Source organism: Halogranum amylolyticum, from assembly GCF_900110465.1.
Classification (GTDB): domain Archaea; phylum Halobacteriota; class Halobacteria; order Halobacteriales; family Haloferacaceae; genus Halogranum; species Halogranum amylolyticum.
The window spans coordinates 268,346-291,248 of sequence record NZ_FODV01000005.1 but is presented as its reverse complement, the minus strand read 5'-3'; the positions used below and the strand labels follow the sequence as shown (position 1 = coordinate 291,248).

General features: G+C 66.0%; 28 protein-coding genes and 1 pseudogene. 19 read left to right on the top strand and 10 right to left on the bottom strand.

Annotated elements, in window-relative coordinates:
- On the top strand, positions 1-1,002 hold the full coding sequence (gene aglJ / locus BSG17_RS12465; protein WP_170864794.1) for an S-layer glycoprotein N-glycosyltransferase AglJ: 1,002 nt from the start codon (positions 1-3) through the stop codon (positions 1,000-1,002).
- Here the strand turns inward: aglJ and BSG17_RS12460 are convergent.
- Entirely contained in the window at positions 999-1,328 is a 330-nt protein-coding gene (locus BSG17_RS12460; RefSeq protein ID WP_089824525.1) for a DUF5789 family protein, read from the bottom strand. The two genes, aglJ and BSG17_RS12460, sit on opposite strands and share 4 nt — an antisense overlap.
- A gap of 86 nt (positions 1,329-1,414) precedes the next feature.
- Between BSG17_RS12460 and BSG17_RS12455 the strand changes: the two genes are divergently transcribed.
- Positions 1,415-1,624 carry a ribbon-helix-helix domain-containing protein gene (locus BSG17_RS12455; protein WP_009365655.1) on the top strand — a complete coding sequence of 70 codons (210 nt, stop codon included), beginning with the start codon at positions 1,415-1,417 and terminating at the stop codon, positions 1,622-1,624.
- Positions 1,625-1,652: 28 nt separating this feature from the next.
- Here BSG17_RS12455 and BSG17_RS12450 read toward each other — a convergent pair.
- Positions 1,653-2,063 (bottom strand): annotated as a pseudogene (locus BSG17_RS12450) (hypothetical protein); the annotation flags it as partial.
- A gap of 197 nt (positions 2,064-2,260) precedes the next feature.
- Between BSG17_RS12450 and BSG17_RS28260 the strand changes: the two are divergent.
- Complete coding sequence (locus tag BSG17_RS28260) at positions 2,261-2,395, top strand: DUF7503 family protein (RefSeq protein ID WP_280141172.1); 135 nt, start codon at positions 2,261-2,263, stop codon at positions 2,393-2,395.
- 2 nt (positions 2,396-2,397) lie between these two features.
- On the opposite strand, the gene BSG17_RS12445 is transcribed toward BSG17_RS28260, so the two are convergent.
- Positions 2,398-4,464 (bottom strand): hypothetical protein, encoded by a 2,067-nt coding sequence (locus BSG17_RS12445; protein ID WP_089824520.1) that lies wholly within the window; start codon positions 4,462-4,464, stop codon positions 2,398-2,400.
- 96 nt (positions 4,465-4,560) lie between these two features.
- Positions 4,561-5,250, bottom strand: coding sequence for a hypothetical protein (locus tag BSG17_RS12440; RefSeq protein WP_170864793.1), 690 nt, complete (start codon positions 5,248-5,250; stop codon positions 4,561-4,563).
- Positions 5,251-5,379: 129 nt separating this feature from the next.
- Here BSG17_RS12440 and BSG17_RS12435 point away from each other — a divergent pair, with 129 nt between their 5' ends.
- Both BSG17_RS12435 and BSG17_RS12430 read left to right on the top strand, forming a co-directional pair.
- Positions 5,380-6,126 carry a VOC family protein gene (locus tag BSG17_RS12435; RefSeq protein ID WP_089824518.1) on the top strand — a complete coding sequence of 249 codons (747 nt, stop codon included), beginning with the start codon at positions 5,380-5,382 and terminating at the stop codon, positions 6,124-6,126.
- 34 nt (positions 6,127-6,160) lie between these two features.
- A complete protein-coding gene (locus tag BSG17_RS12430) occupies positions 6,161-6,640 on the top strand; it encodes a cupin domain-containing protein (protein WP_089824516.1) in 480 nt (159 codons plus the stop codon).
- On the opposite strand, the gene BSG17_RS12425 is transcribed toward BSG17_RS12430, so the two are convergent.
- Entirely contained in the window at positions 6,637-6,939 is a 303-nt protein-coding gene (locus BSG17_RS12425; protein WP_089824514.1) for a DUF5779 family protein, read from the bottom strand. The two genes, BSG17_RS12430 and BSG17_RS12425, sit on opposite strands and share 4 nt — an antisense overlap.
- 392 nt (positions 6,940-7,331) lie before the next feature.
- Between BSG17_RS12425 and BSG17_RS12420 the strand changes: the two genes are divergently transcribed.
- The 10 genes from BSG17_RS12420 to BSG17_RS27020 all read left to right on the top strand — a co-directional run bounded on the left by BSG17_RS12420 (position 7,332) and on the right by BSG17_RS27020 (position 16,252).
- A complete protein-coding gene (locus BSG17_RS12420) occupies positions 7,332-8,492 on the top strand; it encodes a LeuA family protein (RefSeq protein ID WP_089824511.1) in 1,161 nt (386 codons plus the stop codon).
- Positions 8,493-8,803: 311 nt separating this feature from the next.
- On the top strand, positions 8,804-10,561 hold the full coding sequence (gene ilvB / locus BSG17_RS12415) for a biosynthetic-type acetolactate synthase large subunit (RefSeq protein ID WP_089824509.1): 1,758 nt from the start codon (positions 8,804-8,806) through the stop codon (positions 10,559-10,561).
- Positions 10,558-11,226: an acetolactate synthase small subunit gene (ilvN, locus tag BSG17_RS12410; RefSeq protein WP_089824507.1), complete on the top strand. Its 669-nt coding sequence runs from the start codon at positions 10,558-10,560 to the stop codon at positions 11,224-11,226. Before ilvB ends, ilvN begins: the two co-directional genes overlap by 4 nt.
- Positions 11,219-12,268 (top strand): ketol-acid reductoisomerase, encoded by a 1,050-nt coding sequence (gene ilvC / locus BSG17_RS12405; RefSeq protein ID WP_089824506.1) that lies wholly within the window; start codon positions 11,219-11,221, stop codon positions 12,266-12,268. Before ilvN ends, ilvC begins: the two co-directional genes overlap by 8 nt.
- Complete coding sequence (locus BSG17_RS12400) at positions 12,261-12,503, top strand: DUF7989 family protein (RefSeq protein ID WP_089824504.1); 243 nt, start codon at positions 12,261-12,263, stop codon at positions 12,501-12,503. The genes ilvC and BSG17_RS12400 overlap by 8 nt, the downstream gene beginning before the upstream one ends.
- On the top strand, positions 12,496-13,917 hold the full coding sequence (leuC, locus tag BSG17_RS12395; protein ID WP_089824502.1) for a 3-isopropylmalate dehydratase large subunit: 1,422 nt from the start codon (positions 12,496-12,498) through the stop codon (positions 13,915-13,917). Before BSG17_RS12400 ends, leuC begins: the two co-directional genes overlap by 8 nt.
- Positions 13,914-14,534, top strand: a complete 621-nt coding sequence (leuD, locus tag BSG17_RS12390; protein WP_089824500.1) for a 3-isopropylmalate dehydratase small subunit — start codon at positions 13,914-13,916, stop codon at positions 14,532-14,534. The genes leuC and leuD overlap by 4 nt, the downstream gene beginning before the upstream one ends.
- Positions 14,527-15,498: a 3-isopropylmalate dehydrogenase gene (gene leuB / locus BSG17_RS12385; protein ID WP_089824498.1), complete on the top strand. Its 972-nt coding sequence runs from the start codon at positions 14,527-14,529 to the stop codon at positions 15,496-15,498. The genes leuD and leuB overlap by 8 nt, the downstream gene beginning before the upstream one ends.
- Positions 15,499-15,709: 211 nt before the next feature.
- Positions 15,710-15,991 carry an HPr family phosphocarrier protein gene (locus BSG17_RS12380; protein ID WP_089824497.1) on the top strand — a complete coding sequence of 94 codons (282 nt, stop codon included), beginning with the start codon at positions 15,710-15,712 and terminating at the stop codon, positions 15,989-15,991.
- A gap of 111 nt (positions 15,992-16,102) precedes the next feature.
- Positions 16,103-16,252, top strand: a complete 150-nt coding sequence (locus tag BSG17_RS27020; protein WP_170864792.1) for a DUF7557 family protein — start codon at positions 16,103-16,105, stop codon at positions 16,250-16,252.
- A 22-nt stretch (positions 16,253-16,274) separates the two neighbouring features.
- Here the strand turns inward: BSG17_RS27020 and BSG17_RS12375 are convergent, their stop codons facing one another.
- Positions 16,275-16,745, bottom strand: coding sequence for a DUF5799 family protein (locus BSG17_RS12375; RefSeq protein WP_089824495.1), 471 nt, complete (start codon positions 16,743-16,745; stop codon positions 16,275-16,277).
- Between the two features lie 160 nt (positions 16,746-16,905).
- On the bottom strand, positions 16,906-17,394 hold the full coding sequence (locus BSG17_RS12370; protein ID WP_089824493.1) for a YciE/YciF ferroxidase family protein: 489 nt from the start codon (positions 17,392-17,394) through the stop codon (positions 16,906-16,908).
- A gap of 122 nt (positions 17,395-17,516) precedes the next feature.
- On the opposite strand from BSG17_RS12370, the gene BSG17_RS12365 reads away from it, so the two are divergent.
- A complete protein-coding gene (locus BSG17_RS12365; protein ID WP_089824491.1) occupies positions 17,517-17,846 on the top strand; it encodes a 2Fe-2S iron-sulfur cluster-binding protein in 330 nt (109 codons plus the stop codon).
- An 84-nt stretch (positions 17,847-17,930) separates the two neighbouring features.
- Here the strand turns inward: BSG17_RS12365 and BSG17_RS12360 are convergent, their stop codons facing one another.
- Positions 17,931-18,773 carry an AAC(3) family N-acetyltransferase gene (locus BSG17_RS12360; protein WP_244531522.1) on the bottom strand — a complete coding sequence of 281 codons (843 nt, stop codon included), beginning with the start codon at positions 18,771-18,773 and terminating at the stop codon, positions 17,931-17,933.
- 94 nt (positions 18,774-18,867) lie between these two features.
- Positions 18,868-19,998, bottom strand: a complete 1,131-nt coding sequence (locus BSG17_RS12355) for an MBL fold metallo-hydrolase (RefSeq protein ID WP_089824714.1) — start codon at positions 19,996-19,998, stop codon at positions 18,868-18,870.
- A 162-nt stretch (positions 19,999-20,160) separates the two neighbouring features.
- Here BSG17_RS12355 and BSG17_RS12350 point away from each other — a divergent pair, with 162 nt between their 5' ends.
- The 3 genes from BSG17_RS12350 to BSG17_RS12340 all read left to right on the top strand — a co-directional run bounded on the left by BSG17_RS12350 (position 20,161) and on the right by BSG17_RS12340 (position 21,865).
- Positions 20,161-20,796 carry a ferritin family protein gene (locus BSG17_RS12350; protein ID WP_089824488.1) on the top strand — a complete coding sequence of 212 codons (636 nt, stop codon included), beginning with the start codon at positions 20,161-20,163 and terminating at the stop codon, positions 20,794-20,796.
- Between the two features lie 117 nt (positions 20,797-20,913).
- Entirely contained in the window at positions 20,914-21,432 is a 519-nt protein-coding gene (locus tag BSG17_RS12345; protein ID WP_089824485.1) for an MOSC domain-containing protein, read from the top strand.
- Between the two features lie 184 nt (positions 21,433-21,616).
- Positions 21,617-21,865, top strand: coding sequence for a hypothetical protein (locus BSG17_RS12340; protein ID WP_139246600.1), 249 nt, complete (start codon positions 21,617-21,619; stop codon positions 21,863-21,865).
- A 12-nt stretch (positions 21,866-21,877) separates the two neighbouring features.
- Here BSG17_RS12340 and BSG17_RS12335 read toward each other — a convergent pair whose 3' ends face one another.
- On the bottom strand, positions 21,878-22,834 hold the full coding sequence (locus tag BSG17_RS12335) for an acetamidase/formamidase family protein (protein ID WP_089824481.1): 957 nt from the start codon (positions 22,832-22,834) through the stop codon (positions 21,878-21,880).
- Positions 22,835-22,903 lie beyond the last annotated feature (69 nt).

The following is a 22,903-nucleotide window of genomic DNA, read 5'->3' as shown; positions in this document are numbered from 1 at the left end:
ATGGACCCCGTCGAGACAGTGGTCGCGGCCGAAGCGACGAGCATCTCTCCCAACGAGGTGTGCGTCCTCGTCCCCACCTACGACGAGGCCGAGACGATCGGCGGCGTCGTCGCCGGCTTCCGCCGCGAGGGGTTCTCGAACGTTCTCGTCGTCGACGGCGGATCGACGGACGGGACGCGCGACATCGCCCGTGACCACGGCGCACACGTCGTCGTCCAGTCGGGGGAGGGGAAAGGACAGGCGGTCCGCGAGGCGATGGCCCACGTCGATCTCGAGTACGTGTTGATGGTCGACGGCGACGGGACGTACCGACCGGAGGACGCCACCCGGATGCTCGAACCGCTGGCGGAGGGGTACGAACACGTCATCGGCGACCGCTTCGCGGACATGGAGACGGGCGCGATGACGCGGCTGAACAAGGTCGGCAACGGCTTCACCAATCGGGCGTTCTCGCTCATCCACGGCGACGACTACGGCGACATCCTGAGCGGCTACCGGGCGTTCACCCGTGAGTCGTTCGAGCGACTGAACCTCACCGCAGACGGGTTCGGCATCGAGACGCAGATGGCCGTCGAGTGCGCGAAACACGACGTCCGGACGGCGGTCGTCCCCATCACCTACCGTCCCCGACCCGACGGGTCGGACACGAACCTCCACCCCATCCGGGACGGCGGCATCATCTTTCTGGAACTCTACCGCCGAGCGAAGACGAACAACCCGCTCTTCTACTTCGGGAGCGTCGGCCTCGCGTCGACGCTCGTCGGACTCGTACTGGCGGGCTACGTCGGCTACGAGTGGTTCGTCCGCGTGCCGCGCGTCTCACACGAGGTGCTCGCCGTCGTCTCGGCCGCCGCGGTGCTGTTCGGCGTCCAGCTGTTGATGTTCGGCGTGCTCTCGGATATGATACTCAGTCTTCACCGCGAACAGGTCGACCGACTCGAGAAAATCGAAGCGCGACAGCCGGCCGAGAGAAGTGGGACGTTCTCCGACGACGAGCGTTAGAACGGGAGCATCCCGCGGAGTCGACCGACCACGCTCGTCGAAGTCGTCGTGCGGTGCTCCTCGAACACCGGATGGAGCTGATTGAGGAGCTCCGTCTCCGTGTCGAACCGGTCGTTCGGGAGTTCGTCAAGCGCCTTCGCGAGATCGAGGGTGTTGCCGGAAGCGTCACACGGGACGGCAGTGTCGTCGACGGCCCGAACTATCTCCTCACGTGTCGCAGGGAACGTGAGCTGCGTCTCGTCGAGGCGTGCGTTCACGGCGGCGATACCGAACTCGATCGTGTCGGGGGCTGAGTCGTCCCCTCCTTGTGGCGGCCTGACTCCCATCGCTCCCGGGTATGAACTCGACCGACAAAAACCCCCTGTGACCGCCGGAAGCAGGACTTATCCCGCACGACACCTTCCGGCCGACTATGACCGAGTACACCACGGTCTCGATCCCGAAGGAGCTCGCCGAACGCGTCGAAGACACGATCGAGGGGACGAGCTTCTCCAGCACGAGCGATCTCGTCCGCTTTCTCCTCCGGAGCATCGTCATCCAGCATCAGCGGTCCGGTCGGCTCACCGAAGCGGAGTTCGAGGAGATCGCAGACCAGCTGACCGACCTCGGCTACCTGGAGTAACCGAGCAGGAGCGTCGCCGAGACGACTCCTACGCCAACGACTCTTGTGGCGGTTCGACGTCGAGGACGACGAGCTCCAGCTGTCGTCCCGAACGGTCGAAGGCGGCGTAGGACCGCTCGTCCCACGGCGGCACCGCCACGAGCACCACGGCCGCGAGATGGTCTCGCTGGGTGACTTCGAGTCGACCCTGCGGGTGAGTGACGAATCGCGCCCGGCCGCGACCCGCCGGCGTGCCGATGTCCATCCCGAACACCGCGGAGACGGGCCACCCCGCCTCGGGGAGGACGAAGTGCGTCAGCACTGGCGTCTCGGGGTCGAGTCCGAGGTCGGTGTCGAACTTCTCGGCCGGCGTCGACGAGAGCGTGACGTCCAACTCCTTCGGCTCTGCGTCCTCAGCGAGGTCGAGGAGCACGTCGAGCAGACCGCGTGTCACGTAAACCACACCACAGCTACGGGACTCTCCCGCATAACCCCGTCGGCGATTCTGCGGATCTTACCTCGCCTGAACCCCCCGTAAGCGCTTCTTACTTAGGTGGAACCCCTGTGTCTCCCGACCTGGTCGAGTATAATTCTACTTTATACTGTCAGAAAAGTGTAGGAAATTTTATAGTATCGGGGTGCATCGTACCAGTTGTAATGTCCGACGCAATGCTCAAAGCGTACCTGGCGGAGAACCCACGAATGATCGGCGCGCTGTTCACGATGATGCTGCTGCTGTCGCAGGCAGGGAACGCAGCAGCAGGCCATCTTGCGTCTTGCAGCGGCCCGTGAACTTAGACTTCCAAAAGGTCTAGATCATCTGACCAAACGAACTGACCATCAACGAGAACTGGCGCACTGCCCATCTCGAGAAATTCGCTTAATTCTGCGGTAGACATCTCGAATGTGTCGAGCTCGCCAGATGCAATGTAACTCGTATCGACGTCGCTGATACCGAGGTTAGTGATACTTCCCATCTGCCAGTTACCTGCGGGATAGCTATGAACAGCGACTTCAAATCCACAGTCGAGCCGTTCAATATCAAAATGGGCTGGCGTCCCTCCATCTGCTTGAACCACATCGACGTTCCCGTCGCCGACGACGATGTACTGCCCGCCGACGATCGACTGTTGCTTAGCGAGATTGAGTGCACCTCGCAGCGGGAACCCCTGGTTCAATAGCCGGACCATCGTCTTGCCGACGCGCACCGCGCCGCTGTTGATGACGTCGGTGAGCGTGACGACGCCGCCGATGGCACCGCGTTCGATGAGCGCCATCCCCTGGTCGTAGGAGCGGCAGGCGTTCAGGAGGAACGCGTCGACGCCGACGGTGTCGAGGTCGTCGACGTCGAGTTTCCCGTCGGTGCAGTCGAACCCCTCGTCGTCGATGTGACCGATGTAGTGCAGGAAGTCCATCTCCGTCTCCAGCACTGCCTGGAGGGCGACCGTCGAGAGGTTCCGGTAGATGGTGACGTCGAACGGGAGATCCTCGCGCGAACCGTACACCTCCTCGGCGAGGTTCCCCTCCTCGCCCATCGCGTCGTCGTTGCAGACGACGGTGATGTCGATGTCGCCGTCGGAGGCGGTGCGGTCGAGGCGGTTGCGGAACGCCTGCACCGACGCCTTGCTCGCGCCGACCGGCGCGTCCTCGCCGGCCCACGCCTGTTCGAGCGAGTCGGTCTGCTCGGGTTGGACGAGCGCCGGTGCGCCGGTGCCGCCGTCCGTCGCACTTCGGGTGAAGTCGTCGCGCGTGAAGTCGTCGATGGCAGCCATCTGCGCCTCCGAGGGCGACACCGACTGCCCCTGCGGCAGGCGGACGACCGCCAGGTCGTTGACGAGGAACGGGAGCAGTTCGGCGTTCTCGGGCGTCGGGTCGACGTGCGTCGTCAGCTTCCACTCGGGGACGTGGTCCTCGACGACGGCGTAGGGGACGTCGAGGTACGCCTCCAGCTGCTCCGCCAGCGAGCGGTCGTAGAGGTCGGCGAAATCGAGCGCGACGAACTCCTCGACTGCGGCCCGCTCGTGGAGATCGACCTTGTAGTAGCCCTCCGTCCGCGTCACACAGTCGAAGAAGAACGTCTGTTTCAGGACACGCTCGACCTCCTGCTCGTAACCGCGCGGCGAGTCCAGCGGATGTTCGAACCCGCTGTCCGTGACGATCCGTGGGGTCGGACCGACCTCGACAGTCGCACCGAGATAGTACGCCAGCGGTGCCACCGGATAGAGGTAGCGGCGCGTCGGCGGAATCTCGATACGGACGCCGGTGTCGGGCGACGACAGTTCGTCGGGGACGTCGAGTTCGTCGCCGAGTTCGATCGTCGGCGGATGTCCCCGGAGCGTCGGATAGGAGCGCTCGCAGGTCGTCGTCTTCAGCGCCGACGACAGCGCCGAGACGGCGGCCATCTGATCACGGGGGTCCGCCGTCGTCGTGATCGTCGCCTCGGGGCGCTTGTGGTGGGATCGCGCGCCGACGAGCACCTCCGCGTCGTCGTCGAAGCGCAGTTCCATCCGGTCGGCCATCGACTCGACGGTCAACGGTCCATCCGTGTAGACGTAGAGCTTGATCGGCGCGCAGAGTTCGACGCTGTACTCGCCGACCGGGAAGTCGTGGCTGTCGAAGTGATCGACCTCCGCGAGCATCTCGCCGTCGCCCGTGCGGACGTAGGTGGCGACGACGCTCGGGAGTGTGAGCGACGTCGTCTCGACGCCGACCGCCTCGTCGACGGGGAACCAGAACCGGTCGGTGTCGACCGCGACCGGGTTCAGTTCCGTCTCCGTCTCGAGCACGAACTGGCGGCGTTCGACGGCGTCGGACACCGCGAGTCCCGTGTCGGTCTCTCGTGTCGCGATGGAGACTGTCACCGTTCCGCACCTCCGTCGCGTCCGGCGTCGACCGACACAGTGTTCATATGACCAACTGTTTCCACTCGCTTCACAAAAATGTTCCGACGAATGAAACTATCCCGAAATGAACGTTCGGAGCGTCTTACCGTACAGCGCGGGCGTTCGCCGGCGTGCACCGTCGAGTGCGTCCCGGAGCGCCGACGTCGCGTCTTCGGTCACACCCTCGCCGTGTCCGACGAGGATGCGCTCCGGTGAGAGTCGTCCCAGCTGGCGCTCCGGCGGAAACAGTCGGAGCATGGGGTGGACGCCGAGACGCTCGCCTGGCGCGAGGAAGTAGTCCGCCGTCCCGACCGACTCGGGGACGACGAGCGTCCCACTCTCCTCGTGGTAGAGCCCGACCTCCTGCCACGGCGGGACCACCGAGTCACGGACGGTAAGGGCTTGATAGCCGGTGTCGGCGAGTTCACGGCCGAACCGCTCGACCGGTGCCTCAATCTCGGAGGCGACGTCCGCCATCCAGTCGGGGACGTACACCGAGACGTCGTGACGGTTCGCGACGTCGGCCGCGTCGCGCTTGTGCCGGTCGAGCATCACGACGACGCCGGCGACGTCGCCGAACTCCGCGAGCAGGTCGTCGACCCCGTCGGCGTCGACCGGGTCGACCACCCACACACTACCGTCGTCAGCGACGAACGCGTGACTCGCCCGCTGCATCTCCTCGTCGGGGTAGGCGATCCAGCCGACGCCGTCCTCCCAGCGGTCGATCTCGCGCAGTTCGCTCTGACCCGAGCCTTTCATCGGCATGACCGTTCGTAGGGGCGGAGTTCGCTTAAAAGGCGGTCTCCCGGTGTATCCCTCCGGGTCTAGGGCGCTCACCGACGGTTACGTCGACGCCACACACGGGCTTTACGTCGGCCGCCCCGTACCCCCACTATGCTCACTGCGCTCGACCGGCTCGGGCTCGAGGTCAAGTATCTCGACCGAGCGCGCGCGTTCTACGAGGACCGACTCGGACTCGACCCCGTCGACGTCTCGGAAACGGCCGTCACGTACACCGTCGGAGAGACGAGCCTCGTGCTCCGTCGACCGTCGGGCGTCCCGCGTGGCGGTCTCCACACGCACTTCGCGTTCACCACGCCCGCCGACGAGTACGACGACTGGCTGGCCGACTTCGCGGATCTCGACCCGGAGGAGTACACGTTCGGCACCTACCGATCGCTGTACGTCGACGATCCCGACGACCACTGCGTCGAGATCGGCGGTATCGACGACGCCGACGGCGGCAACGCGGACGCGAACGGGACCGAGGGTGCGAACGGAGTCGACGGGTCCGGTCTCACCGGTATCTTCGAGGTCGTCCTCGAGGTCGAAGAACTCGCACGCGCGGAGGCGTTCTATCTCGCACTCGGCTTCGACGTCGTCGACCGTGGCGACGAACGGCGGCGGGTTCGACTCCGCGGCCCGTTCGACCTCGAACTGTGGGAGCCGCAGTTGGGACTCGCGGACGCACGCGGGGGCGTCCACCTCGACCTCGAACTCGCCGTCGCCGACCCGGATGTGGCCGTCGAGGCGGTCGACGAGTGGGTTTCGGACCCCGTCGTCGTCGACAGCGACGACGGCGTCCGTCGCCTCCGCGTCCGAGACCCGGACTGTCACCTCCTCACGTTCACCGGGAGGTGAGCCGTTTTCCCGCTCGCGCGTGAACGGTCCCCCCATGACCGGCTACCGAAAGGTCACCGTCGACGACCTGCCGAACACACCCAACCCGACCCGCGAGAAGCGGGAGGTCGACGAAGCCGTCGGCGCGGCGGCGTTCGGCTTCAACGTCTTCCGTGCCGACCCTGGGGAGCGACTCCCGTGGGGATACCACAGCCACCCGGAACAAGAGGAGTTGTTCTACGTCGTCGCCGGTGAACTCGCGGTCGAGACACCGGAGAGAGAGTACCACGTCGAGGCGGGCGAGGCGTTCTTCGTCCCACCGGACCACCCGAACTGCGCTCGTGCCGTCGGCGACGAGTCGATCGAAGTGATCGCCGTCGGAGCGCCGAAAGACAGCGACGAGGCGACTATCGCGGAGGAGTGTCCCGTCTGTGGCGGCGTGACTGATCGGACGTACGAGACCGAGACGGACGGCGACACGACGTACGTGCTGCGGTGTGCTCGGTGCGGTGCGGAGACAGACCGGTTCGACTAGTTCGACCCGCCCGCGAGACGGTCGGTGTCGATGTCGACGTTCTCGGGTGCGACGACCAGGAACTTCCGGAAGTGCATCAGTTCTCCACCCATGTCTTTCACCTCACGCGCGAAGCCCGCGGCGAGCGTGTTCAGGTCGCCCTCGATGGCGAGCACGAGCACGTTCCCCTGCTCGACGCTCTGAATCCATACGCTGGGTTCGGTGCTCCCGTCGAGGACGCCCAAGACGACGTCGCCCTGTATCTCGTCCTCGTCGAGCTCTCCCTCTGCGCCCCGCAGGTCGAGGTCGAAGTCGCTCATACCGTCTCCCTTGTATGGGGGTGGCAAAAGCGTTCGGTCACCGCCCGCGACCGTCCCGGAAGTCCACGCTCGTCCAGTCGACGGCGCGCGCGAGACTACCGGAAGTTAATTCAAATATTTTGAGTTGAAAATATACTATTCAACGATTGTTTCTCGGTGACTCAGCATCCAAGTGATATTATTAGATATAAGGTGTTCACAAGAGACAGTAGTCGATTAAGTCGTGCGGTTCTTCGAGTCACCCGTGGTGTCAACTGGCATACCCACCGGGGTGCGGACTGTCTGAGGGACAAGCTTATATACCGCTACTGCCGTGACATCGAGTACAATGTCCAACGACAACATGGACACGTCGGACACCAGTCCGGCGGGTCGAGTTCTTCCAGGGCACACTGGAACACACTTCTGAGATAGAGGAAGTACGTATTTTCGACACGACGCTCCGCGACGGCGAGCAGTCGCCACGCACCTCGTTCAGCTACGAGGAGAAGCGTGACATCGCCGCCGTACTGGACGAGATGGGTACCCACGTCATCGAGGCCGGGTTCCCCGTCAACTCCGACGCGGAGTTCGAAGCCGTCAGTGACATCGCAGCGTCGACTGACGTGACTACCTGCGGGCTGGCCCGCGTCGTCGACAAGGACGTGGAGGCCGCACTCGACTCGGGTGTGGACCTCGTCCACGTCTTCGTCTCGACGAGCGACGTCCAGCTGCAGGATTCGATGCACGCGAGCCGCGAAGAGGCGGTCGAACGCGCCGTCGCCTCCGTCGAACGCGTCAAAGAGGCCGGCGTCGACGCGATGTTCTCGCCGATGGACGCCACCCGGACCGAGGAGTCGTTCCTCGTCGACATCGTCGAAGCCGTCGACGACGCCGGCGTCGACTGGATCAACATCCCGGACACCTGCGGCGTCTGCACGCCGACTCGGATGGCCACGCTGGTCCGGAAGGTTCGCGAGCACACGGACGCCCAGATCGACGTTCACGCCCACGACGACTTCGGCCTCGCCAGCGCCAACGCGATGGCAGGCTTCGAGGCCGGTGCGCACCAGGCACAGGTCTCGGTCAACGGCATCGGCGAACGCGCCGGCAACGCCGCCTACGAGGAGGTCGTCATGGCCGCAGAATCGCTCTACGGCGTCGAGACTGGCGTCGACACCACGCGCATCACCGAACTGGCTCGCCTCGTCGAGTCGGCTTCGGACATCCCCATCCCCGCCAACAAACCGGTCGTCGGTCGCAACGCCTTCTCCCACGAGAGCGGCATCCACGCCGCGGGCGTGCTGGAGAACACCGACACCTTCGAGCCGGGCGTCATGACGCCGGAGATGGTCGGAGCGACCCGCGAGTTCGTGCTGGGCAAGCACACCGGCACCCACTCGGTCCGCAAGCGACTCGAGGACGCCGGCTTCGAGCCGACCGACGACGAGGTCCGCGCGGTCACCCGCCGCGTGAAGGACTACGGCGCCGAGAAGCAGCGCGTCACCATGTCCGAGCTCAAACGGTTCGCCCGCGAAGAGGGCGTCACGCAGACGGAGGAGGTCCGGGCGTAGGATGTCCCGGTCGCCGTCCGCTTCACCGGTCGACGAGCGGATAGCGAACGCGCCGGACAGTTCGCGCAACCGTTGCGCCTCGCGAAAAGGTTATCACAGTCCGGCCGAATCGACCGAATACGATGACGCAGTCAGCCACGGCACGTGGGTCCGCCGCCACCGCCAGCGCTGCTGTCGTTCGGTCGCTCATTATTGTAGGGGCCGCCTAGCCCCTCACACCACCTCTTCTGACCCGGCGTTTGCATCGTCTCTAGACACCAAGCCACGCGCACAATGAACCAAACACAGAGCCATCGACACGGTGGTACCCAATGAGCGAACCCGAACCTGCGACACAGACCGACACTGACGCGGAGACAGCAGAGGAATCGACCGAGAGACAAGTCACCAACGGCGCCCAGTCCGCCGTCCGCGCCCTCGAGAACGTGGGCGTCGAGACGGTGTTCGGCGTCCAGGGTGGGGCCATCATGCCCGTCTACGACGCGCTCTACGACTCGTCGATCCAGCACGTGACGATGGCTCACGAACAGGGCGCCGCCCACGCAGCCGACGCCTACGGCGTCGTCAAGGGCGACCCTGGCGTCTGCTTCGCGACGTCCGGTCCGGGCGCGACCAACCTCGTCACCGGCATCGCCGACGCCAACATGGACTCGGACGCGATGGTCGCGCTGACGGGACAGGTTCCCTCGGCGATGGTCGGCTCGGACGCCTTCCAGGAGACGGACACGACGGGCGTCACGATGCCGATCACGAAACACAACTACTTCGCGAGCGACTCCGACACGGTCGGCGACACCGTCGGCGAGGCGTTCGCGCTCGCCGGCACGGGTCGACCGGGGCCGACGCTGGTCGACCTCCCGAAGGACACCACGCTGGGCGAGACGGACCGCGAACCCGGTCCGGCGAAGACGCCCGAGACGCACGCCCACCAGACCGAAGCCGACTCCGAGGCCGTCGAGGAGGCGGCCCGCGCCATCGAACGGGCAGAGAAGCCGCTGCTTCTCTTCGGTGGCGGCGTCATCAAGGCTAACGCGACGGAGACGGCCCGCGCGTTCGCCATCGACAACGGCATCCCCGTCGCCGAGACGATGCCCGCCATCGGGACGATGCCGGACGACCACGAGCTCTGTCTGGAGTGGGCCGGCATGCACGGCACCGGCTACGCCAACATGGCGGTCACCCACACGGATCTCTTGATCGCTGTCGGCTGTCGATTCGACGACCGCCTGACCGGCGGCGTCGACAGCTTCGCCCCCGAGGCGGAGGTCGTCCACGTGGACATCGACCCCGCGGAGATCTCCAAGAACGTCTACGCGGACTACCCGCTCGTCGGCGACGCCGGCACCGTCCTCGACCAGCTGACCGAGGAACTGGACCGCGCGCCCGACGCACGCGAGTGGCGCGCGCAGTGCCAGACCTGGAAAGACGAGTACCCGATGGACTACGCCGCCCCCGACGACGAACCGCTCAAACCGCAGTTCGTCGTCGAGGCACTGGACGAGGCGACCTCCGACCGCGCCATCGTCACCACCGGCGTCGGGCAACACCAGATGTGGGCCGCCCAGTACTGGCGGTTCGAGCAGCCACGGACGTGGGTCTCCTCGCACGGTCTCGGGACGATGGGGTACGGACTGCCGGCGGCCATCGGCGCTCGCCTCGCCGCCGACGACGATCAGGAGATCGTCTGCGTCGACGGCGATGGTTCGTTCCTGATGACGATCCAGGAGCTCTCCGTGGCCGTCCGCGAGAACCTCGACATCACCGTCGCCGTCCTGAACAACGAGTACATCGGGATGGTCCGGCAGTGGCAGGACGCCTTCTTCGAGGGTCGGCGGATGGCCGCCGGCTACGACTGGTGTCCCGAGTTCGACAAACTGGCCGAGGCGTTCGGCGCCCGCGGCTGGGCGGTCGAGGAGTACGACGACGTCGCACCCGCGATCGAGGAAGCGCTCGCCTACGACGGCCCATCGGTCATCGACTTCCACATCGATCCGGCGGCGAACGTCTACCCGATGGTGCCCTCGGGCGGTGCAAACGGCAAGTTCGCTCTCTCGGAGGACCAGCTATGACGCAGGACACACAGCAGGGGCTGCAGGGTCCCGCTCCCGACGACCGACCGCACCCTACGGGACGACGGAACGCCCACGGGGAACGCATCGACCCCGAAGTCGAGGCCGAACAGCAGCCGCGAACCGCGGTCATCTCCGCGCTCGTGGAACACGAACCGGGCGTGCTCTCGCGCGTGTCGGGGCTGTTCAGCCGCCGGCAGTTCAACATCGAGAGCCTGACGGTCGGCCCGACGACGGTCGACGGCCACGCGCGTATCACACTTGTGGTCGAGGAGACCGACGCCGGCATCGACCAGGCGAAGAAGCAGTTGAAGAAGCTCAAACCCGCCATCGCGGTGGGCGAGCTGGGGACCGACGCCGTCCGGGCGGAACTCGTCCTCCTGAAAGTCAGAGGCGAGGAACCGGACAAGGTCCACGCCATCACCCAGATGTACGAGGGACAGACCCTCGACGCCGGACCCAGAACGATCACGGTCCAGATCACCGGCGACCAGCAGAAGATCGACGACGCGGTCGACGCGTTCCGGCAGTTCGGCATCATCGAGATCGCCCGAACCGGTCAGACCGCGCTCGCCCGCGGCGACACACCGACGACGCCGGGCGAGTCGCCCGCGGAGTCCGCAACAGCGACAGACGACAATCAGACACTCAACTACGATGACTGACGAATTCACTACCGAAGTCTACTACGACGACGACGCAGACGCAGCGCACATCACGGACAAGACGGTTGCCGTACTCGGCTACGGAAGTCAGGGCCACGCCCACGCCCAGAACCTCCACGAGAGCGGCGTCGACGTCGTCGTCGGCCTCCGCGAGGACTCCTCCTCGTGGGAGCAGGCCGAAGACGACGGCCTCCGCGTGGCGACGCCGGACGACGCGGCCGCCGAGGCCGACGTCGTGAGCGTCCTCGTCCCCGACACGGTCCAGCCGGCCGTCTTCGAGGCCATCGAGGACGAACTGGAAGCGGGTAACACGCTCCAGTTCGCCCACGGGTTCAACATCCACTACAACCAGATCGAGCCGCCGGAGGACGTCGACGTGACGATGATCGCTCCGAAGACGCCGGGGCACATCCTCCGCCGCAACTACGTCGAGAACTCGGGGACGCCCGCGCTGCTCGCCGTCTACCAGGACACGACCGGCGAGGCGAAAGACGAAGCACTCGCATACGCGAAGGCGCTCGGTTGCACCCGCGCGGGCGTCGTCGAGACGTCGTTCCGCGAGGAGACCGAGACCGACCTGTTCGGCGAACAGGCCGTCCTCTGTGGCGGCATCGCCGAACTCATCAAACAGGGGTACGAGACGCTCGTCGACGCCGGCTACAGCGAGGAGATGGCGTACTTCGAGTGTCTCAACGAGATGAAGCTCATCGTCGACCTGATGTACGAGGGCGGCATCGGCGCGATGTGGCACTCCGTCTCCGACACCGCGGAGTACGGTGGGCTGACGCGCGGTCCGCGCATCGTCGACGAGCACGCCCGCGAGAACATGGAAGAAGTGCTCGAAGAGGTTCAGAACGGCACCTTCGCTCGCCAGTGGATTGTCGAGAACCAGGCGGGTCGCCCGCAGTACAACCAGCTCCACGAGGCCGAGCGCAACCACGAGATCGAGGAGGTCGGCGCGCGCCTCCGTAACCTGTTCGCGTGGGCCGACGAAGAGGAAGAAGAGACGGACGAGAAAGCCGAGGTGACAGCAGATGACTGACGACAACGACCGACAGCCGATGAAGGCGGTGAGCCACACCAACCCGGAGACGGGCGAAACGTTCGGCTACGTCTACCGACGCGGCCCCGCCGTCGCCGACGGCGGACGTTCGGACGACACGGCCGCAAAGAGCACGAAGATGAAGGACATCGACCACACCCCGCCGCACGGCGAGAGTGCGAACGAGGTGTGGACCCGCGGCGTATCGGCCGGGGAGGACGACGTAGATGAGTGAGGGAACGCTCTACGACAAGGTGTGGGACGAACACACCGTGACGGAGCTGCCGACGGGGCAGACCCAGCTGTTCGTCGGTCTCCACCTCATCCACGAGGTGACGAGTCCGCAGGCGTTCGGGATGCTCCGGGAGCGCGACATGGAGGTCGCCTACCCCGAGCTCACGCACGCGACGGTCGACCACATCGTTCCCACGGCGGACCAGTCCCGCCCCTACGGCGACGACGCCGCCGAAGAGATGATGGCCGAGTTGGAGGAGAACGTCCGCGAGGCGGGGATCAACTTCTCGGACCCGACGACCGGAGATCAGGGAATCGTCCACGTCATCGGGCCAGAGCAGGGGATCACCCAACCCGGCAAGACCATCGTCTGCGGCGACAGCCACACCTCGACGCACGGGGCGTTCGGTGCCCTCGCGTTCGGTATCGGGACGAGCCAGATCCGCGACGTGCTCGCCACCGGCTGTATCGCCTTCGAGAAGCAGAAAGTCAGAAAGATCGAGGTCACCGGTGAACTCGGTGACGGCGTGGAGGCGAAAGACGTCATCCTCGAGATCATCCGCCGCTTAGGAACTGATGGCGGCGTCGGCTACGTCTACGAGTACGCCGGCGAAGCCATCGAGAACCTCGATATGGAAGGTCGCATGAGCATCTGCAACATGTCCATCGAGGGCGGCGCTCGCGCGGGCTACATCAACCCCGACGAGACCACCTACGAGTGGCTCGCAGAGACCGACGAATTCGAAGACGACCCCGAGAAGTTCGAGAAGCTCAAGCCGTACTGGGAGTCCATCCGCTCGGACGAGGACGCCGAGTACGACGACGTCGTCACCATCGACGGCGACGAGTTGGAGCCGGTCGTCACCTGGGGGACCACGCCCGGACAGGGCGTCGGCATCACCCAGCCCATCCCGGCCCCCGAGGACCTGCCCGAGGACAAGCAGGACACCGCCCGGCGTGCACAGAAACATATGCGCGTCACGCCCGGCGAGACGATGGAAGGCTACGACGTCGACGTCGCCTTCCTCGGCTCCTGTACCAACGCCCGACTCGCCGACCTGCGGCGTGCGGCCCGTCTCGTGAAGGGCCGACAGGTCGACGAGGACGTCCGCGCGATGGTCGTTCCCGGCAGCCAGCGCGTCCAGAAGCAGGCCGAAGAAGAAGGACTGAAGGACATCTTCGAGGAAGCCGGCTTCACGTGGCGCAACGCCGGCTGTTCGATGTGTCTCGGCATGAACGAGGACCAACTGGAGGGCGACGAGGCCTGTGCGTCCTCGTCGAACCGGAACTTCGTCGGTCGACAGGGATCGAAGGACGGCCGCACCGTCTTGATGAACCCGCGGATGGTCGCCGCGGCGGCCATCGAAGGCCACGTCACAGACGTGCGCGACCTGAAGGAGGTGAACTTAGCGTGAGTGGAACCGACGAGATCCCCGAAGTCACTCACGTCTCCGGTACTGGTGTGCCCATCCGGGGCAACGACATCGACACCGACCAGATCATCCCGGCGCGGTTCATGAAGGTCGTCACCTTCGACGGGCTCGGTCAGTTCGCGTTCTTCGACCAGCGGTTCGACGACGACGACGAGCAGAAGGACCACCCGATGAACGAGGAGCACTTCCAGGACGCTTCCGTGATGGTCGTCAACGGCAACTTCGGCTGTGGTTCCTCCCGGGAGCACGCCCCGCAGGCGCTGATGCGCTGGGGGATCGACGCGCTCGTCGGCGAGTCGTTCGCCGAGATCTTCGCCGGTAACTGCCTCGCACTCGGGATTCCGACGGTCACGGCAGACCAAGAGACGATCACCGAACTGCAGGCGTGGGTCGAGGAGAACCCCGACGGCGAGATCGACGTCGACGTCGAAGCCGAGACGGTCGCCTACGGCGACCGGACGGTCGACGTCACGGTCGACGACGCCCAACGGCGGGCGCTCGTCGACGGCGTCTGGGACACCACCGCACTGATGAAGTCGAACGCGGGTGCCGTCCGCGAGAAAGCCGAGTCACTACCCTACGTGAGTCTCGATGACTGAGGAGATCGTCGTCATCCCCGGCGACGGCATCGGGCAGGAGGTCGTCCCGGCGGCCCAGAAAGTACTCGACGCCGTCGGCGACTTCGAGTACGTCGAGGCCGACGCGGGCGACGCCGTGAAGGAGGAGACGGGCGAGGCGCTCCCGCAGGAGACCTACGACCTCGTCGCGAACGCGGACGCGACCCTCTTCGGGGCTGCAGGCGAGACGGCGGCGGACGTCATCCTCCCGCTCCGAGAGGCCGTCGACTCGTTCGTCAACGTCCGTCCTGCGAAGGCGTACCCCGGCGTCGACGCGCTCCGCCCGGAGACGGATCTCGTCTTCCTCCGGGAGAACACTGAGGGCGTCTACTCGGGTCACGAGGACCGCCTCTCGGAGGACCTCTCGACGCTGACGCGCGTGGTAACCACCTCCGCCTCCGAGCGACTCGCGGAGTTCGCCTGCGACTACGTGGACGACAGTTCGTTCCAGATCGCACACAAGGCGAACGTGATGCGCGAGACCGACGGTCGGTTCCGCGACGCGGTCGTCTCGGTGGCAGAGGAGAACGGCGTCGAGACCGAGGAGGTGCTGATGGACGCCTTCGCGACCAAGGTCTGTCTGAACCCGACGCAGTTCGACGTCGTCGTCTGCCCGAACCTCGCGGGCGATGTACTCTCGGACCTCGCCGCCGGACTCGTCGGCGGGCTCGGACTGCTCCCCTCGGCCAACCTCGGTCCGGAACGTGGTCTGTTCGAACCGGTCCACGGCACCGCACCCGACATCGCGGGCGAGGGCGTCGCCAACCCGTCGGCGACGATCCTCTCGGCGGCGATGCTGCTCGACCATCTCGGCTACGACGAGGAGGCCGAGGCCGTCCGGTCGGCGGTCGAAGGCGTCCTCGAAGAGGGGCCGCGGACGGCGGACCTCGGCGGCGACGCGTCGACCGAGGACGTGACCGAGGCCGTCGTCTCGCGACTGAACTGACTGGCGGTGTCGCCTGGTCGGTCACGGTGCATCTCCGACGAGTACGCCATCGACGCGGCGTCGGTCGACCCGGTCTGAGACGGGACTCGGTCGACCAGACAACTTACGTAGCCTGGTTGCGAGAGTATATGACACACATGATTCGCGACATCGGTCGAGCACACGGTCGTCTCCACCGCCGACGGCAGATCACAACCGCGGAGGCGAGTCGATGAGGGAGCGTGTCGTCACGGTCTCGACGGAGGCCGGTCTCCACGCCCGCCCCGCGGACGTCTTCGTCGAGACCGTCGAGCGGTTCGACTCGGAGATACGCATTTCCCGGGCGAACTCGGATGACATCGTCGCCGCGGGGAGCATGATCGGGATCACCAGTCTCGGCGTCCGCGACGGCGAACAGGTCCGACTCATCGCGGAGGGAGACGACGCCGAGGCCGCACTCGACGCACTCGAGGAGGTGCTGACGACGCCGGAGGCGGAACTCGAAGAGGCGTGAGCGAGCGGCCGCGGGGACTGTCCCGCAGTCCGACGGCCCCGGTCTCGAATGGACGGACGGGTTTCATCTTTTTGGCGTGAGGTTAAGGCGACGGCAGGCGAAAGGAGGAGTATGCCCCAGATCCACCTCGACGAGGAGACGGTCGCACGACTCGACAGCCTCCGACAGGACGACGAGGACTACGACGAGATCGTCAACGAACTCATCAACATCTACGAGGCCAACGAGATGACGCTGTTCCACTCGGGCGACGAGATCTGACAGTCGGATCTCGACGGCCGAGTCACTCCTGGTAGGCAATTCGGACCTGGTTCCACTTCCCGTTCGACTCCAGATGCTGTTGGAGCGCGTCGGCGTACTCCTGTGTGAGTCGCTCGGCTGCCTCCAGTCGTTCGGCGTCGCCGCCGCTGCCACCACCGCCGCCGAGTCCGAACGCACGCTTTATCGACCCGAACAGTCCACCACTGCCGGTGGCTCCGCTACCGCCACCGCCGCTCGGCTCCTTCGGTGCACCGCCCATCGCTCCCATCTGCGAGCGGATGTTCTCGAGCTCGGGCATGATCTGCGGAAGCTTCTCGGTGTCGGCGACGATCCGTGCCCGTTCTTCGTCTTCGGCGTTCTCTATCTCGAACTCCGTCGCCGTCATGATGAGCCCCCACTCCTGTCCGGAGAACTGCGAGGCCTGTACGCGGTCGTTGAACTCTCGGTCGACCGTCATCCGGTCGCCGACGATGCTGTCGGTCCAGTCAGCCATGCGCACACCTTCGGTGAGTAGGTGTATCAGGGTTTTGTTGCCCCGTGACTACGACGGCACGGCGTCGGAGAGAAACAGTCGTTCGACGGACAGCCCCCGAGTCGACCGTCGGCGGGTCGACTCCGTGACGCGTGCGGTCGAACTGAACTGGACTGAGTGTCTACTGACCGACTGCTTGCTGGTCGAACTGCTCGCTGGCCTCGGTGACCTCGTCGAGCGCTGCCTCCTCTTCGCGGAGCGTCTCCTCCAGCAGGTCGGCGGCCTCGTCGTGGCCGAGTTTGCCGGCCAGCGAGGTGAGGTTGCCGTAGGCGGCGATCTCGTAGTGTTCGGTCTTCTGTCCGACCGCGCCGTTGTATCGGTCGAGGATGTCGCCGTCGTTGTCCTCGGCGAACGCCTCGTGTTCCTCGATGAGCGCCTTCACCACGCGGTCCTCGCGCGTCTGGGCTTCCTCACCGATCTCGTCGAACACTTGCTCTAGGCGGTCGACGTGCGTCCGAGTCTCCTCGCGGTGCTCCGAGAACCCCTCGCTCAGCGTCTCGTCGCTCGTCTGGTCGGCGAGCGTCTCCAGTGCGTCGACGAGCTGTTTCTCGGCGTAGTACATCTCCTGCAGTCCTTCAATCAAGAGCTGTTGTGTCGAGTCGGTGGTCATGGTTCGTGTCCACCTGTTCGTTTGCCCGGACATCGTATGAGCGGCCTGGCTGTATTATCAGGCCAGTCGGCGGTGACCGGGAGGGATAAAGAGTTTTGCCGAGGTCCTCCGTAGCCCGGGGTATGACCGAGTACACCGTCGAGTTCGTCGGCACGGGCGAGACCATCCAGGTGTCGGACAAACAGACGATCCTGAAAGCCTGCATCGAGGAAGGCATCGCACAGGAGTACTCCTGCCGCGTCGGGATGTGTCTCGCCTGCTCCGCGGAGATCGTCGAGGGCGAGGTCGTCCAACCCGCCGCCCGCGGGTTCACCGACGAGGAGCGCGAGCACTACGCGCTCACCTGCATGGCCCGGCCGCAGTCCGATCTGAAACTCGACCGCGGGAAGTACCCCCCGAGCATCGAGAACGACGTCGAAGCCACTGCCGACTCCGCCGCCGCCGACGACTGAGTGCGACGCGAGAGGGCCGCCTCGTCGGCTCTCGACGCGCTGTCTACGTTGCAGTTTCCGAGAGCGACGGTCCCCCGAGGCGGTTCACTGCCGGTTCTCCGCCATCCACTCGACACCGAAGTCGACGAGCGACCGCTGGTCGACCAGCTTTGCGGTCGCGGTGCCGACCTCGCCTTCGACCAGCCCTACCGCTGCCTCGAACGCCTCGCCGATCTCGGGGAAGTCCTCCGAGTCGATTTCGAGGTCTTCGTACGTCAGCCAGCGTCGCTCGCCATCGACGAGGGCCGGAGCGCCCTTCGTCCGGTACTCTTTCGCGTACTCCGCGCGGTACTCGGCGAGGTGGAGCGAGGTGTTCGTCTCGTGGCCGGTGCCGAGCATGAGGACCTGCGCGTCGAGGTCGTACAGCCGCCCGAGCGGGGAGTTCTCACCCAGGGAATCGTCGATGGGATGGTCCTCGATCACGTCGGCGGCTGTCGGTCCCTGCGCTGCGAAGGAGTAAGTCGGATGATTGGAGCGCCTCGTCTCCGGGTAGTCACGGAAGCACTCCGGAATCGCACCCATCGCCCACGTCGGCGTGATCTCGGACCGGTACGGAGTCATCGTCTCTCTCAGGGTCTCGACCCATCCGTCGGGAACCGGTGGGTTCTCCCACTCGTCCGGGTCCGAACACTGCGGAGTGTGCGTCGGAGTCACGAGCGTCCCCTCCTCACCGACGGCCTCGAGCAACGCGTCGGTGGCAGCGGGAGCACCGCCGCTGACCCACCCCAACGAGGAGAGCGAGGAGTGAACGAGGAGAGTCTCGCCGCGCTCGACGCCGAGTCCGCGGAGATCGGCGACGAGAGAGTCTGTCGTCACCGGTTCGTCGACCATCTCCATGAGTCGACGGTGCCCCTCGCGCTCGTCGCCGTCGTTCGGGTCGTCGGTCATACCTGCGCTTCAGCGGGCGGTGGTTTCAGTGTCCCGGGAGTATGTGTGTGACCCACGTGATTCAGACGAGCGGCAGTCGCCTACGGCTCCCGTCTCAGTTCGCTGCCCCCGCGACGGCGCAGTTGTTCGGACCGAGTTCGAGTTCGAACGCCTCCTCCTCGTCGGCTTCATGTCGACCGAGGTTCGTCTCGACGATGGTCTCGTAGTTCGCGGGTTGCGGGGGCATGTGGGAGACGGAGAACTCGACGAACTCGTCTTCGTCCATCGACAGCGCGGCGAGTCGCTCGCGGAGGTCCGCCAGCGTCGCGACGTACGCGCCGTGCTCGTCGGGCGTCGTCGCGTCGCCGAAATGTCCCGGAGCGACGCGCGTCGTCGGGGGGAGCGCGAAGAATCGGTCGTGAACCGTTCGGTAGAGCGTCCGCGCCATCTCCTCGGCCCCCGCCTCTCCGACTTCGAGGTCCGGTCGGGCGACCCCGTCGAGGAACACCGTGTCGCCGCAGAAGAGCAGGTCGCCGAGGCGGAGCGACGTCGCCTCCGTCGTGTGGCCGGGCGTCGCCAACGCGGTCAGTTCGACGTCGCCGACGGCGACGGACTCGCCGTCGTCGAGGAGGCGAGCGTCGAAGGCGAGTCCTCGGTCTCGGGAGCCCGATGGCAACACGACGTCACACCCGGTCTCGCGGGCGACGTCGCGGACGCCGGAGACGTGGTCGGCGTGGACGTGTGTGTCGACGGCGGCGACGAGTTCGGCGCCCCGCTCGCGTGCGTCCGCGACGAACCGGTCGGCGAAGGCGCGAAGTGGATCGACGACGACCGCCTCGCCGTCGCCGACGACGAGGTAGGCGAGACAGCCGCTGGAGGGACGCTGGTACTGGAGGACCGTCGCCTCGTCGTGCGGCAGTTCGACGGTCTCGTAGACGCGCGCCCACCCATCCATCCCCTCTTCGAGGTTCATCGCCTCGACGCCCGCGTCGAGCAGCGTCTCGGCGACGAAGGCGCTCGCCTTCCCCTCGCCGCAGACGACGAGGATCGGCTCGGCGAGGTCGGCGACGAGGTCGGCGGCGGTCCCCTTCACTTTCGCGGCCATGAACTTCGCGTAGGGAATCTGCGTCGCCTCGACGTGCTCGCCGTCGACGTGCCACGCCTCGAACTCCTCGCGGTCGCGGACGTCGAGCACGGCGAGGGGGTCGCCCTCTCGGAGCCGTCGACGGAGGACCGTCGGCGACAGCGACGGAACCTGCCTGTCGGAGTCGGGAGCGTCGGTCATGGAACGTCTACGCGTTCGACGAGTAAAAACCCGAGTCGCGGCCGGTCGCGGCGTCCCGCAGGCGATCCCGCGCTCCGACGCTCCCGCGGGAACGTTGAAATCCGTCGCGACCGTTCTTCCCGTATGGACGCAGACAGTTTCCTCGACTCGCTGGAGCAGTCGAAGGCGACACAGCTCTCCCGACTTGGGTCGAACAACCTCCTCGTCGCGCTGACCGACGCCGAACTGGAGACGCCGGTGGTGCTCAGGGTCGCCGCCGACAGCGAGAACGCCGCGCGCAACACGTTCCACGAGTGGGCCGACAGCGAGCGCGACGTCGACGCTCGCGAGGCGTTCGAGCGCGTCGCCGCACAGGAGGACGACCACTACGACCGTGTCGTCGCCGAACTCGACGACCCCGAGTTCGATCCCGCCGACGGCGGCGCGATGCACACCTACCTCCGCGGCCGCGGGGACACGGTCGAACGCCTCGCCGCCGGTCTCGTCGGCCGCGGACTGGTCAGCGTCCGCTCGCACACCCAGATTGTCAGCTTCTTCGTCAACGAAGCCGACGAGACGCGCGCCAACCTGTTTCGCGACCTCAAACGGGAGACGCAGGAGGAGATCGACCTCGGACTGGCGCTGTTGGACGAACTGTGTGAGACCGACGACGACTGGGACCGCGCACAGATGGTCGCCGAGTACGTGATCCAACTCGCCTACGACGACTACGCCGACTCGCTGCGTGGGATGGGACTCGATCCGAAGCCGGTCTGCTAGCCCACCCCCTTTATATTGGACAGCGAGGCGAATACCCCGACCCACCGTGGACGGGCCAGCAACCGCACGACGCCGTCTGTACCAACTCCTTTCCCGCTTCCACTGCTATTGGAGGCTATGCCACGGACAGGACGCGTCGAGACCGTCTTCGTCGCACCCGAGGGGTCGGCCCCGATGGAGGAGTTGGAGTCGGTGGAGGCCGTCGAGGGCGGACTCGCTGGCGACCGCTACCAGACCGGAGAGGGCTACTACTCGCCGTTCGACGTCTGCGAGGTGACGCTCGTGGCGGCCGAGGCGATCGAGGAGATCCGCGAGGAGTTCGACATCGACCTGACCGACGGGCGGCACCGCCGCAACGTCGTCACTCGCGGCGTCGACCTCTACGACCTGCTGGAGACGACGTTCCGCGTCGGCGACGCGACGTTCAGAGGGACGCGTCCACGACCGCCCTGTGCACACGTCGAGGAGGTGGCCGACGAGGAAAGGGTGATGCGGGCGCTGAAAGACCGACGCGGCGGCATCTGTGCGGACGTCGTGACTGGGGGAGCGGTACGCGTCGGTGACGAGATCGAGGTCGTCGAGGAAGCGCCACGGGACGTCGGCCGGTCTATCGCCGAGCGGTTGCGCGAGGAGTGAGGAAGCGTTTTCGCGTCGGACCGAGTCAATTCGACGATTCCCTCCCGCGACGCCACGCCGTTCCGTGTGTTCGACCTGTGGTTCGTGCTCACGATGGTTCTCGCCCCGGGGGGGAATCTCCGCTCTCTCCCGACTCCTCGACAGCAGTGACGCGGTTCTCGCGAACGCGGTGCTGTCGCTTCTGGTGACGTACGCGCTGCTCGCCGTCGAACCCGACCTCAACTCCAGCACGGTCTTTCGTCTCGGCGTGTTCGTCTTCTGTGGCCTCCTCCTCGGACGAGCAGTAGGCTGGTACGTCGGCTTCCCGTGGGAACACGTCGGCGTCTCGGTCGTCTCGTGGGTCGTCGCCGTCGCCGTCGGTCTCTGGTGGTTCGACCACAGAGGCGCACAGTGGGTCGCACGCGAGAGAGAACGAGGAGAGCAGACGGCGTGACGTGGCCCCCGACTACGGGAAGATGCTCTCCGGCAGGTAGGCGGTGACCGTCCAGTTGGGCGCGTCGACGACCTCGCTGATCTTCAGGTCGACCGCCGCCGAACAGAGGATGTACGCCTCGCCGCGGGTCAGGTCGCGTTCGGATTCGAGGTGGTCGATCATGTGGCGGACGGCCTTCTTCGTCGCCTCCATCAGGTCGTCGGCGATGCCGGTCGTCGCATACATCGGTTCGTCCCGTCCAGTGGGGGTGAACGGTCCCGTCGTCTCCAGTTGTGGCTGCTCGATCTCCATGTCTTTCCGCACGTCGAAGCGGGCGGTGACGAACATGGGGGCCTCGACCCCGGTGACGCAGACCTCGCCGTCGCCCTGCGCGGCGTGGCAGTCGGCCGTCGAGAACAGCGCGCCCTCGGTCTCGACCGGGAGGTAGACCGTCGACTCCTTCGTCATGTGTTTGACGTCCATGTTGCCGCCGGTGTCTCTCGGCGGGAGGGTGTCGTGTTCGCCGTCTTCGCCGGGTGCGACGCCGATGATGCCGGGGAACATATCCAGCGGCACCTCGATACCGTCGACGAAGTGGCCGACGTCGTCGTCGAGATCCCAGATGTGGAGGCCGGCCTCCTCGAAGTCCTCCGGGAGGAGACCGAGACCCATGTCTCCGGGCATATATCCCGTAAAGCCCCAGCCCTTGTGCTCGAAGTCGAGCAGCTCGACGGCGAGGACGTCGCCCGGTTCGGCACCCTCGACGGCGACGGGGCCGGTCAACGGGTGAACCGGGTCGAAACTCGCGTTCGCGAGGTCCTCGGCCGTCGAGTCGGGACCGACCTGTCCGTCGAGCGCGTCGCGACACTCGAAGCGGACGACCTCGCCGGGTTCGACCGTCACGAGCGGGTCGAGGCTGTTGTCCCAGACGTGGTGGACGTTCTCGTCGTCGTCGCCGAGTTCGTAGTCGACGGTGTACTCCTGTGACATGCGATAGCAACCCACGACGTGCCAAAATAAAAAATCGAAGGTGGCGGAAGTCTGCGCTCCGATACGAGG

What these genes read in the sequence shown, in the direction of transcription:
- BSG17_RS12435 (WP_089824518.1), top strand. Translation starts at nt 5,380, where the DNA reads ATGCTCACTGCGCTCGACCGGCTCGGGCTCGAGGTCAAGTATCTCGAC.
- BSG17_RS12335 (WP_089824481.1), bottom strand. Translation starts at nt 22,834, where the DNA reads ATGTCACAGGAGTACACCGTCGACTACGAACTCGGCGACGACGACGAG.
- BSG17_RS12360 (WP_244531522.1), bottom strand. Translation starts at nt 18,773, where the DNA reads ATGACCGACGACCCGAACGACGGCGACGAGCGCGAGGGGCACCGTCGA.
- BSG17_RS12425 (WP_089824514.1), bottom strand. Translation starts at nt 6,939, where the DNA reads ATGAGCGACTTCGACCTCGACCTGCGGGGCGCAGAGGGAGAGCTCGAC.
- BSG17_RS27020 (WP_170864792.1), top strand. Translation starts at nt 16,103, where the DNA reads ATGCCCCAGATCCACCTCGACGAGGAGACGGTCGCACGACTCGACAGC.
- BSG17_RS12345 (WP_089824485.1), top strand. Translation starts at nt 20,914, where the DNA reads ATGCCACGGACAGGACGCGTCGAGACCGTCTTCGTCGCACCCGAGGGG.
- leuC (WP_089824502.1), top strand. Translation starts at nt 12,496, where the DNA reads ATGAGTGAGGGAACGCTCTACGACAAGGTGTGGGACGAACACACCGTG.
- BSG17_RS12400 (WP_089824504.1), top strand. Translation starts at nt 12,261, where the DNA reads ATGACTGACGACAACGACCGACAGCCGATGAAGGCGGTGAGCCACACC.
- aglJ (WP_170864794.1), top strand. Translation starts at nt 1, where the DNA reads ATGGACCCCGTCGAGACAGTGGTCGCGGCCGAAGCGACGAGCATCTCT.
- BSG17_RS12365 (WP_089824491.1), top strand. Translation starts at nt 17,517, where the DNA reads ATGACCGAGTACACCGTCGAGTTCGTCGGCACGGGCGAGACCATCCAG.
- BSG17_RS12350 (WP_089824488.1), top strand. Translation starts at nt 20,161, where the DNA reads ATGGACGCAGACAGTTTCCTCGACTCGCTGGAGCAGTCGAAGGCGACA.
- BSG17_RS12370 (WP_089824493.1), bottom strand. Translation starts at nt 17,394, where the DNA reads ATGACCACCGACTCGACACAACAGCTCTTGATTGAAGGACTGCAGGAG.
- ilvN (WP_089824507.1), top strand. Translation starts at nt 10,558, where the DNA reads ATGACGCAGGACACACAGCAGGGGCTGCAGGGTCCCGCTCCCGACGAC.
- BSG17_RS12430 (WP_089824516.1), top strand. Translation starts at nt 6,161, where the DNA reads ATGACCGGCTACCGAAAGGTCACCGTCGACGACCTGCCGAACACACCC.
- BSG17_RS12440 (WP_170864793.1), bottom strand. Translation starts at nt 5,250, where the DNA reads ATGCCGATGAAAGGCTCGGGTCAGAGCGAACTGCGCGAGATCGACCGC.
- BSG17_RS28260 (WP_280141172.1), top strand. Translation starts at nt 2,261, where the DNA reads ATGTCCGACGCAATGCTCAAAGCGTACCTGGCGGAGAACCCACGAATG.
- BSG17_RS12460 (WP_089824525.1), bottom strand. Translation starts at nt 1,328, where the DNA reads ATGGGAGTCAGGCCGCCACAAGGAGGGGACGACTCAGCCCCCGACACG.
- leuB (WP_089824498.1), top strand. Translation starts at nt 14,527, where the DNA reads ATGACTGAGGAGATCGTCGTCATCCCCGGCGACGGCATCGGGCAGGAG.
- ilvB (WP_089824509.1), top strand. Translation starts at nt 8,804, where the DNA reads ATGAGCGAACCCGAACCTGCGACACAGACCGACACTGACGCGGAGACA.
- BSG17_RS12375 (WP_089824495.1), bottom strand. Translation starts at nt 16,745, where the DNA reads ATGGCTGACTGGACCGACAGCATCGTCGGCGACCGGATGACGGTCGAC.
- ilvC (WP_089824506.1), top strand. Translation starts at nt 11,219, where the DNA reads ATGACTGACGAATTCACTACCGAAGTCTACTACGACGACGACGCAGAC.
- BSG17_RS12455 (WP_009365655.1), top strand. Translation starts at nt 1,415, where the DNA reads ATGACCGAGTACACCACGGTCTCGATCCCGAAGGAGCTCGCCGAACGC.
- BSG17_RS12380 (WP_089824497.1), top strand. Translation starts at nt 15,710, where the DNA reads ATGAGGGAGCGTGTCGTCACGGTCTCGACGGAGGCCGGTCTCCACGCC.